At 53.4% G+C, this 10344-nt stretch carries 6 protein-coding genes and 1 pseudogene; 3 read left to right on the forward strand and 4 right to left on the reverse strand.

Annotated elements, in window-relative coordinates; all coding sequences use genetic code 11:
- Positions 1-30: 30 nt before the first annotated feature.
- The 4 genes from B7988_RS11850 to B7988_RS11865 all read right to left on the reverse strand — a co-directional run bounded on the left by B7988_RS11850 (position 31) and on the right by B7988_RS11865 (position 8859).
- Positions 31-1695, reverse strand: coding sequence for a GDSL-type esterase/lipase family protein (locus B7988_RS11850; protein ID WP_249268985.1), 1665 nt, complete (start codon positions 1693-1695; stop codon positions 31-33).
- Positions 1692-3410, reverse strand: coding sequence for a GDSL-type esterase/lipase family protein (locus tag B7988_RS11855; protein WP_088658074.1), 1719 nt, complete (start codon positions 3408-3410; stop codon positions 1692-1694). The genes B7988_RS11850 and B7988_RS11855 overlap by 4 nt, the downstream gene beginning before the upstream one ends.
- A gap of 102 nt (positions 3411-3512) precedes the next feature.
- Positions 3513-4832 (reverse strand): histidine--tRNA ligase, encoded by a 1320-nt coding sequence (gene hisS, locus B7988_RS11860; protein ID WP_088658075.1) that lies wholly within the window; start codon positions 4830-4832, stop codon positions 3513-3515.
- Between the two features lie 172 nt (positions 4833-5004).
- Positions 5005-8859: a DUF3857 domain-containing protein gene (locus tag B7988_RS11865; RefSeq protein WP_088658076.1), complete on the reverse strand. Its 3855-nt coding sequence runs from the start codon at positions 8857-8859 to the stop codon at positions 5005-5007.
- 249 nt (positions 8860-9108) lie between these two features.
- Between B7988_RS11865 and B7988_RS11870 the strand changes: the two genes are divergently transcribed.
- The 3 genes and pseudogenes from B7988_RS11870 to B7988_RS11880 form a co-directional block, all read left to right on the forward strand.
- Positions 9109-9390 (forward strand): hypothetical protein, encoded by a 282-nt coding sequence (locus B7988_RS11870; RefSeq protein WP_088658077.1) that lies wholly within the window; start codon positions 9109-9111, stop codon positions 9388-9390.
- 25 nt (positions 9391-9415) lie between these two features.
- Complete coding sequence (locus B7988_RS11875; RefSeq protein ID WP_163453245.1) at positions 9416-9751, forward strand: hypothetical protein; 336 nt, start codon at positions 9416-9418, stop codon at positions 9749-9751.
- A 97-nt stretch (positions 9752-9848) separates the two neighbouring features.
- Positions 9849-10344 (forward strand): annotated as a pseudogene (locus tag B7988_RS11880) (hypothetical protein); the annotation flags it as partial.

The following is a 10344-nucleotide window of genomic DNA, read 5'->3' on the forward strand; positions in this document are numbered from 1 at the left end:
GTAGACAGTAGGCTGTAAACAGTGGTTAGGTTAGTCTTTCCTCTTTTCGGCGGGGAGGTTGGCGATGTGTTCTTGATAGCAGTTGATGATAGCCTTGTAGAACAGATCGCCAAGGAGGTTGTAGCCTGAAAGCTTGAAATGCACTTTGTCGGCTTTGGCGAGGTCGGCTTTCTCCCATTTGGCCATGGAGCCGAGGCCGCCCATAATGCCGAACTTGTCCCAAACGCCAGCCTTGTGCTTTTCGGCCAGGGCGAAGAATGCCTTGCGGGCGACATCGCCGTTCGGGTGCTGCACGAAACGTTTCTTCTTGACCTTGCGATACATGTCGTTGTTGGTCTCGAAAATAATCGCCACATTCGGGTTCACTTTCTTGATGCGGGCAATGAGCTTGTCGTAGTCGTCTTTAAATTGCTTGTCGTTAAACTTTTCCACGTTTGCATCGTTAATGCCGATGGCGAAAATGACGAGGTCGGGCTTGTAGAATGAAAGTTCCTTTTCGAACTGCGGGCAGACTTCTTCAAAGTAGTCGTGAACCTTTGCGCCGTTGATGCCTACGCCCGTGTAGGTAATGCCCGGAGCGTCGGTTTCGGTGAGAATGCCGGTAAGCGTAAAGCGCGGACGAGCGTTCTTCTTGACAGAGTCGGGTACGGCGGCTTGTTCGATGCAATGTTCGTTGGCGTAATTGGTGGCGTCGATTTCGCCCTCGGCGTAATTGACTGCGGGCTTGTTCAACTTTTCGGCACAGCTACGGGATTTGCTCTTGGCCTCTTCGCGACGCAGGCATGCCGTGTCGAGAACGTCGCATTCACCTTGGAACATGGAATCGCGGGCGACTTCGGGCAAGGCAACGTTGTTCGGAATCTTTGCCGGAATCACGTTGGAATCTTTCTTGTTCTGGGCGGTATCGCCGGTTGCCTTCTTGATGGAATCTTCTTTGGCGCGGGCGATAGAATCCTGGAAAAGCGAGTCGGTAATGAACTTGGAAATCTCGGCCTGCTTCAAGGAATCGATCCAGCGGAAAGCGATTTGAATGGTGTCAATCGGGCGCGGGCTTGTAAACACGTAGCTCTGGCTTGCGGAATCGAGAATGCCGTAAATGTCGGTCGAATCGACGCGCAGTACAGGAACTACGTCGTTGTTGTCACTGTAACCAAAAAGTCTGAGTTTGGTTTCGCCCCAAATCGGGGTAGAGTTGTACTTGTCGAGGAACAGCGTGATTTCGGAACGCGGGTCGCTGGTGCTCACGGCAATGCCAAGCAGGCCGAGCGGCTTCTTGATTTCACGCTGCACGTTTTTGTTCATGTCCCAGATGCCCTTGTAGGCGCTGGCGTAGCTCGCAGGCGTGTTGGTGCGGGCGGCAGAATACGGAAACACGAACCCGCGGCCGGCAGAGGCACCCGGGTATTCCTTAATGAGGTGCTCGCGAATACGGCCGGAGATTACGTCGGCTTGCAAATGCGAACCGCCCACGTGCAGAATGCGAACCTGGCCGCGGTTTTCGAACACGAGCGTATCCATTTTGTTAAAGAACGCGTTGAACGAGGCGTTGCCCTTGGGGAATTTGATTACGTTCTGTGTCGTGTCGATAAAGTCGTAGCGAGAAATGTCGACGGAAAAACTGCCGGGAGCTGTCGGCATGTCTTTTGCAAAAGCGGAAAGCGTGAGTAGCGCAATACCAAGGAGTACGTGTTTCACTTTTTCTTCGCTCCTTTGTTTAAATCTTTCGAATCAGCTTTTCTGTTTGCCGGGGCTGCCTTTGCTGCAGAATTTGCCTTTACGGCTTTGTTTGAGCTTGGCTTGGCTGGTTTAACTGCTTGCTTGGCGGTGGGCTTTGGTTTGGCGACAGGCTTGGGGGCAGGCTTGTTTTCGGCGCTCCACTGGTGCAGTTCCTTCAATTTTTCGTCGCTGATGTTGTGACGGTCGCGGAACTTGAAGTAGTCGTAGTGCATGCGCAGTGCCGAGCAGAACAGGTCGCCCATGTAGGCGGCACCGCGGCGCGTAAAGTGAATGTGGTCGGTGAACCCGAGTGCGGGATCCTTGTTCACCCACTTGATCATGGCTCCGTTCCCGCCCATCACGCGGTGCATGTCCCAGTAGGCGGCGCCGTTTTCGAGCGCGACTTCACGCAGGGCCTTGATTGTCATCGCTAGGCCGGAATACGTCTGCCACTGGCCGTCTTTTTGGCGAGCCATATCGGCGGGGCCAATAAACAAGATGTCGGCGTCGGGGTTCGCCTTTTGAATGGCTTGAATCTGGCGCGTGATGATTTTCTTGGTCCATTCAATGTTGCCGGAGTTGATGCTTGGCACCAAGTTTCCGCCGTATTCCATGATGATGAGTTTTACGTTCATGGCCTTGTAAGATTCGGCCAGAAGTTCAGAGTCGATGCGATGGAATATCGTACCCGAAGAACCGCGCATGGCCACGTTGTCGACGGCGACACCGTAAGCACCGTCTGCCGAAATGGCGTAGACTTCGGCGTTGCCCGAAAGGTACATCTTGGCAATGGAGGTGGTGTCCTTTAGTTTCCAGGTGAAAACTTTGAGTTTGTTGTAAGTGTCGATAACCGGTTCGCCGGCGTCGACCACTTTGGTAGAGCGCTTTTCTTTCGGAGAGCCGTCTTCTTCTTGGCCCACGGTGTCTACGACGGTCTGGTTTACGTTGAGTCTGACCTTGAGGCGAGCGTTCTTGTTTGTGAGGAGGCGAATGGTGCTGTAACCGCCCACATGGCTGAACTGTTTCTTGCGTTCCTTGCGGCGCTGGATGGTAATGGAGGCTTCGCCTTCAAGCTTGGCGAGCTGGGCCAAAGGTCCATAGCGTGTATGTTCAGCTTCGTCTTCTTTGGGCCCAAACAGAATGTAGCGCGAAAGGGCGCCGACGCCTGCATGGCTAGTAGTCATAGACGGCACGGTCATAATGGCGGGCATCATGCCCGGGCCTGCACCACCGAATTCATCTTGCAAGTCCTCGCGAATGGTGGCCGAGATTCGGTCTTCTTCAAGCTGTGAATCACCGTAATGCACAACGTGTACAACGTTCGAATCGAGTGAGGCGAGTTCCAGGTGCAAGAAGAATCGGTCAAACCACGTGGCGTCGTTGTTCGGCAAATCAAAGCGCGTTCTTCCCTTTTCAAAAAAGTCCTCATAGAATTTGAGCGAGTCGCTAAAGGCGGCAAACTCTTTGCGTTTGGTTGCTTCCATCATCTCACGGATAGCTTCTTCGGGGTCGCCCTGGGTAGAATCGCTAAGCGAATCGCCGGCGGACTGCTTTACGAAGATTTCGGTGAGCTTCGGGTAGCGGAGCGTTGTGTCGCCAATATGGATTCCGTCATCGGGGTAGATGATGGCGATAAAGCCCAGCACCGCGAACAGGCTGATGATAGAAAGGAGGACTTTTAGGGGGGACATCATAGTATAATTATGAATTCGGATTTCGGAATTCTGAATTAATACAATCTTGGCGGAGCTGCCTGATAAGTAATTCCGAACTCTGAATTTCGAATTCCGAATTGGTTAGTCTTTCTTTACCTCGGTGTTGAGTCGTTCTACGATGGCGTCTACGTTTCCGACGAACATTTCGCCGGTGCGCATGTCCTTGTATTCGAATTCACCTTCGGCGGCCTTGGAACCGTCGACGTAGACGACGATCTTGGCGCCCTGGTAGTTGGCCTGGTCAAGTTGCTTGCCCATTTTCATGGGGGCGAGCGGGTGAGCGACCGAGAACGGCTTGGCGTTCGTGTTACCTGCGGCGTTGCGGAATACCTGGGCAGTTTTGAACACCTTTTTCATGTCGTTTGTAAAGCTTGCGATGTAGAAGTCTACGCTTTGCTTCGGGTTCGGGAGCAAGTTGTGTTCGGCGAGCAAGTCTGCGAGCACCACGTCGCCCATGCCGAATCCCACGCCTGGAATGCGTTCGCCACCGAGCTTTTCGGTGAGGCTGTCGTAACGGCCTCCGCCGGCGATGGCGCGCATGGATTTGCCCTTGTCAAATACTTCGAACACGATGCCGGTGTAGTAGGCGAGGCCGCGAACAATGCTGAGGTCCAGGTTCACGCATTCGCCGTAGCCTGCGGCGGTAAGCGTTGCGAACAGGTCTTCGATTTCGGCGAGGGCGGCAGTCGCGTTTTCGCTATGCACCTTGGTCTTGACTTCTTCGATGCTCTTGCAACTCATGAAGTCGTCGAGCTTTTTCACCTGGTCTTCGCTGAGACCTGCATCGGCGAGCGCCTTGGCAAATGCTTCGGGGCCGATTTTCAAGCGACGGTCAAGCACCGGGTAAACAAGCGCCGGATTCGGGGCGCCGATTTCTTCGAGGTAAGTGGCCAAAAGTTTGCGGCTAGAGACGCCAATCGCAAATTCTCCGTCCTTGAGGCCGAATTTGCGGAGCATGGTAGCAATGGCTGCCATCAGGTCGGCTTCGGCGTAAATGCTTTCGGTACCGATAATGTCCATGTTCAGCTGGAAGAATTCGCGGAGACGGCCCTTCTGAGCCTTTTCGTAACGGAACAGGCGCGGCATGCTGAACCACTTGAAAGGCTTCTTGAGTTCGCGGGCCTTCTGGATCACGAGGCGGGCGAGCGTCGGAGTCATTTCGGGGCGGAGTGCGATTTCGCGGTCGCCCTTGTCTTTAAAGTTGTAAAGCTGGCTTACGATTTCTTCGCCGGACTTGCCTGTATAAAGCTCCAGATGTTCAAACATCGGGCCTTCGTATTCTTCGTAGGCAAAAGATTCGGCGACGCTACGCCAGGTGTCAAAAATGTAATTCTGGATGCGCTCGGCTTCCGGGTAAAAATCGCGTGTGCCCTTAGGCAACTGAGGAATAGAAATGCTCATAGTGAGCGGAAATTTAGTAAAAGGCGAACGCCGCGGCAAAGCAGTTTCTGCTTTGACATGGCTGAGCCGAACTAAATGCGCTCTGAAAGAGCGCCAATGTTGCAATTAGAATGTAGAGCTTAGAACTTAGAAATCGCGGTCATTCTAAGTTCTACCAACTAAGCTCTACCAACTACTTTATCTCGATCATCGGGCTGGTTTCGCTGAGCAAGTAGGTCCATTCCTCGCGAATCTTGTTGTATTCGGCGGGGTCGGCGTAAAGCGCGAAGGTGGTCCACTTGATGCTGTTCTTGCCGTCAAAATTCTTCTCGTAGCTCACGTAATCCGGGTCGCGATTAAGCGGCTTCGGACCCGTGATTTTGACTTTCTTGCCGCTTGGGGCGGTGACGCTTAATTTGTATGCAAACTGCGTTTCGTGCGGCATGCGAATTGGGTGGTGACGCTTGGAAACTTTCGGGAGCTTGAACAGGCTGCGTTCCCACACGTTCGGGAAGCGTCCCTTGAGTTCGGAGCCGCCTTGGCCAAAGTATCCCTTGGAGGCGTAAGTCACAATCAGGGCGAGCGGCTTGTTGAATTCGGCGAGATTTTCGATACGGATGTTTCCGATGCTTACGTCGGGGATACCCGAAGCGAGGAAGTCTTCCATCAGCTTTTCCTGTTCCTTGGCGTCGCGGCCATAGAAACGGTTACGCATGACGCTTGCAAACTTGCCCTGCAGCGAAATCGAGTCGCGGAATTCGCAGGCGCCGTCGTTTCCGATAAACAGGCGGTGTTCAATGCCAATCTGGTGCTCCTGATTGTCTTCCAAAATCGGCGTAGTGACCACATGGCTGCTGTCGTCGTTAATCACGAGCGCGACCTTGCCTTCCATGTCGAGCGGTACGGGGCGATCGTTGCCGGTTTTGTCGGTGGCATCGACCCAGCGTTCGGTGACTTGACCCTGCGCCGGAATGTAGAGAATCATGTGGTTGAACTGCTGAATCGTCGGGAGACCGGCAAAGCCTTCTTCGGTCAGGTGGATGGCCGTGAGGTAGCTCTTGACGCCAATCGATTCAAGCATTTCCTTGAGCAAAAGCGCCATGTCCTTGCAGTCGCCCTGATGCTTTTTGAGCGTGACTTCGGCGGTTTGCGGAATCAGGCTGTGTCCGCCGAATCGAATGTCGCGGTAGCGGATATCGTGGCGCACAAAGTTCACGATGGCCTTCACAGCGTTGTCGTTTGCCTTGCTGCCGCGGACTTCGCGGGCTTTTTCACGCACGCTCACGGCCTGCTTGAACTGGTGCTTGATCAGGTTCTGGTAATCTTCGCCCACGTTCTTCCATTCCTGCTTGCCGGTAAGCATCAGGCCTGCGCCAAAGTCGCGGTACACGGGCATGTAAAGTTCCTTGCGGATAATGACCGGGTTTTCGATCTTCCATTCGATACCGCCCTTGATGGCCTTCTTTTCGAGCGGGCCGTATTCTTCGGTCACAAAACGGGCGGTGTCGGCGTAAATGCGGAAGCTGGACTGGCCCACAGGAACGTCCTTGCTGCTCACGAAGTCGGTGTAGGGAATCATGCCCTTGTTTTCGATGTTGGTGCGGCTGAACTGCAAGTAAATAAAGTCACCCGGTTCAAGCTCTTGCAGCGGGAAATGCGCCGTCTGCGATTCGTTCTGGCCGCCGATTTCGGTGGCGTAGGTAATGTAGGCGCCATTCAGGTTCGCCTTCTGCTTCAGGTTCCAGTTGCTGTCGTAGACTTCGAGGGCGTTCAGGTAAATGCGGTCGAATCCCGGCAAGAAGTCGAACGTAAATTCGCGATAGATGGCGGCGCCGCGAATGTCGAGGATTTCCATGAGCATTTCGTCGGTGCGGACCCAGTTCGCGCCCTTTTCGGCTTTCAAGGTCTGCTTGTTGTAATGCACCACGGCGGGGAAATCGCCTTCGGTGCCTTGCTTTTTGGCGCTTTCGCTGAGGAGGCTCTTCAGGTTCTTGGTGCGTTCTTCTACCGGTGTAATCGGCTTTTGCAGCGTGCGGTTGTCTGCCTTGCCGAGGAATGCCTTCGTGGCGGAGAGGAAACTCTTGGCGTCTTCGTTATCGGGCTTTAAGGCGAGCGCCTTGGTGAGTGACTTTTCGGCGTCGCGGTAGTTGCGGCTGTAGAACAGAATCTTGCCCTGCGTCGTCCAAATCTTGTAGTCGTTACGGTCCTTGGCCAAGGTTTCTTCGCTAATGGCGCGGGCTTCTTCGTAGCGGCCAAGGAACATGAGGGCATCCATCAAGGTGCTTCCGAGTTCCACGCTCATGCCAAAGCGGCGGCGCACCTGGTAAAGAATGTCGACGGCTTCGGCGTACTGGTCGAGGCCCATGTAAGTTTTCGCGAGGTAGACGCCCAGGCGGCTGCTTGGCTGCGTATCGTAAAGGCGTTGCACCACCACCAGCGACTGGTTTCGCTGACCGAGTCCCCAGAGGGCGTCGCTCAAGTTGATTACGTATTCCGGATTGTTCGGCGTGTAGCGGAGGGCTGCTTCGGCACATTCGCGGGCGCGGCCGTAGTCGAACAGGGCTTCGTACATTTCGCCCAAAATCGAGAGCAGTTTGCCGTTCTTTTGCACCAGTTCGCGCTGGCTTTCAAAGTGGCTGATGCCCGGGCCGTAAAGTTCCTTCATCTGGTACACGAATCCGCAGTTGATCAGGTAGAGAGGCTCTTCGGGGTCCATGCGGTTGGCGCGTTCAAAGTAGCTGAGTGCTACGAGCGGCTGGTTTTCGAGCAGGCGCAGAATGCCCACCTGGCTCATGATGGCGGCGTTGAACTTGGCGAGTTTCTTGGCCGATTCGGGGTCGGTGGCTGCGTTTTTGGCGGCCGGATTTTCGCCCACGGTCAGGCCTTCGATACCGTGTTGCATGACCTTGGCGTACTTTTTCTTGTTCACGCCTTGGGTCCAGCTCACAATCAAGATCCCGCGGCCGTCGTCATAGAAATAGCGGCCTGTGTAGTAGAAGTCGAACTTGTTGACCACGTGAGTCAGGGTAAAGTCTTGCGCGTAGCGGTCGCCGACTTTTTGACGGTGTATTTCAAGTGTGGGATTGTTGGGGTCGACACCCAGGCGCACGAGCAGCACCTTGAACAAATCTTGCGAATTGACGGCGTCGCTTTCTACAGTCGCGCCGTAAACGAACAGTGAAACGTCTTCGGCCTTGTTGCTGAGCACCAGGTCCGGGTCGTCGTTCTGGCGGGCGATTCCTGTCCAGTGATGCCAGAGGGTGTCCTTGACGGCCCAGGTGTAGCCGAGCGTGGGGGAGTCAAAGCTTTGCACGTTGTTCGGCGAAAGTTCCGGGCCTTCGCTTGCAGCAGTTTCGCGCATGCTGAAGTTCGCGAAGAATTCCTTCCATTCGTTCTTGAGTTCGCCCGGCTGGAGCGGCGTGTCGGTGGCAGAAAGCGTGAGCGTGTACACGCGGCTCCCTGCGCCTGTGACAAAGCCGACGGCCTCGTAGGGGCTGTCGTAGCGCTTGCCTGCAACATCAAAGAAGACGCCTGTACCGCCGAAATTTTCTTCGGGGTAGGTCTCGGCGAGAGTCGCTTTCTTGCCGCTAGATTCAAATGCTTGCATTTCCATCTGGGCGCGGTCCATGAGTCGCATGGGTTCGCCCTTCGGGAGTTCGATTTCGACCAGGACCGCGCGGCGTCCCGTGCTTGCATTATAAAATTCGTATGGGACGCCGCTCTCGTGGGCGCCGCCCTCGTCGCCCACGAGAGCCCAGTCGCCTGCGGGCAGCGTAAAGCTGAATCCGTCGCTCCCGATAGCGCCGGGTGCGTTCTTGCGGGTGGAATTCGAGGCGCTGCCGGATTGTCCGGCCGAGCCTTCGTCAAAATAGTCGTCGGTGTAGCTCCCGGAATTAGCTGCTTGCGAACCTTCGGACTGCGGGTCCGATTCGGTCAGCGGCTTTCCGTTACCGGCGCAAGAAATTAAAGATGCAACAAATAACAGCCCAAACAGCGGGGCGCAAAAACTGGGGATATGACCAAATTTTTCAAACAAAGAATAGCTCATGACGACAAAAATAAAAAAACGGAGCGCGCAAGCCCCGCCTTTTCGTAGTCCAAAGTGGAATATGACTGTACCCGAGACAAGTAGGGTTTATGATTGTTTTGTATAAACGTGAAGTTTTTTTTACGTTGATTGAGGCCTTCAAACAGGGGTGAAATCAGACTGATTTTTCCAAAGTGGCGTATTAGTGTATAGATAGGGAGAACTCTCTATTCGCTTTTCGGGGGCTGTTCCCCGGTTTAGGAAAAAATAATGGAAAGAAATGAATTTGCTCAATTTCTCGGCAAACTCAAGAATGCAAACGATAACGGGCAGGACATCGACGCCTTTGTCAAACAATACGAACACAGGAACGTGTATTTCTACAACGACGGGTGCATCAAGAAAATTCTTGCCAATGAAAAGAACTTGATGCTCACGACGGACCTTGTGAATGCAGCACTGGGCTTGATTGGCTCGGACCGCATCGCTAATCCGAAACTCGTGAACCCGTTCATTCCTGGCGAGCTTGGTTACCACAGTGTCCTATTTTGACCGGCAGACAGTGACGTTGGTTGAAGTGGCGAAGTTTCTCAAGAACGCGAAGGACTATGTCGGCGACAACTGCCGCTTGGCTCAGTGGCTCCGCGCCATCGACACGTTGAATCGCGAAGCCGATTTCAGTGAATTTGCAAATGATCCCGTGTTCAAGGTCTTGCAAAACGAGGTGAAATTATGTAATTTCAGTTCGAGGTATCTTATGACTGTGGACATGAGCGATTTTGATCGAGCCGTAGCCGAGTATTCAACGAAAATGGATATTGCGAAGAAAATGCTTGAACAGGGAAAACTCTCTGTGACAGAAATTTCTGCAGTTACGGGGCTTCCGGAAGCAAAAATTCGTGACTTGAAATAAACCTTTTAATAAAATGTGGCGGTCGAAAGGCCGCCGATTTCATACACAACTTATTTCTATATTTCTCGTGAATTTATTTGAGGTTCGGAGGTCTTCTGTGAAGATTTTTGCAAACGCTTTGGCTCTGTCCATTCTCCTAGCCCTGCTCACAGCATGTGGCGATGAATCCTCTTCTTCTGTTTCGCCGGAACCGGGCGACGATTCTTCGTCTTCTGTCATCCCCGCCTCGAGCGGGGATCTCCAATCCTCGTCTTCTCAAAAGAGTTCCGGCAAGGATAAGTCTTCTTCCTCGATTGAAGAGAAATCCTCTAGTTCCGTAAGCGGTAAGAATAGCAGTTCGTCTGTAGCAGAGTCGAGTAGTAGCTTTGAGCTTGAGCCTGTTTGTGACGATGGCGATACAACTACTGTTGAAGCTTTTGGTGAATATATCTATGAAACATGTAGGGACGGTTTCTGGGAGGCTGATTCAACAAAAAGTAAACGAGTTGTTGATTCTCTCGCTGCGATTGAAAAAAATAAGGAACACCCCAATATGGACAGCCTTTTTGCCGGCTACGACGGAGAGTATCTAGAGTTTGAAGATCCTCGAGACG

Source organism: Fibrobacter sp. UWB1, from assembly GCF_002210325.1.
Taxonomy (GTDB): Bacteria; Fibrobacterota; Fibrobacteria; order Fibrobacterales; family Fibrobacteraceae; genus Fibrobacter.

Coding starts and splice junctions, on each gene's coding strand:
- B7988_RS11855 (WP_088658074.1), bottom strand. CDS start 3,410: ATGATGTCCCCCCTAAAAGTCCTCCTTTCTATCATCAGCCTGTTCGCG.
- hisS (WP_088658075.1), bottom strand. CDS start 4,832: ATGAGCATTTCTATTCCTCAGTTGCCTAAGGGCACACGCGATTTTTAC.
- B7988_RS11865 (WP_088658076.1), bottom strand. CDS start 8,859: ATGAGCTATTCTTTGTTTGAAAAATTTGGTCATATCCCCAGTTTTTGC.
- B7988_RS11870 (WP_088658077.1), top strand. CDS start 9,109: ATGGAAAGAAATGAATTTGCTCAATTTCTCGGCAAACTCAAGAATGCA.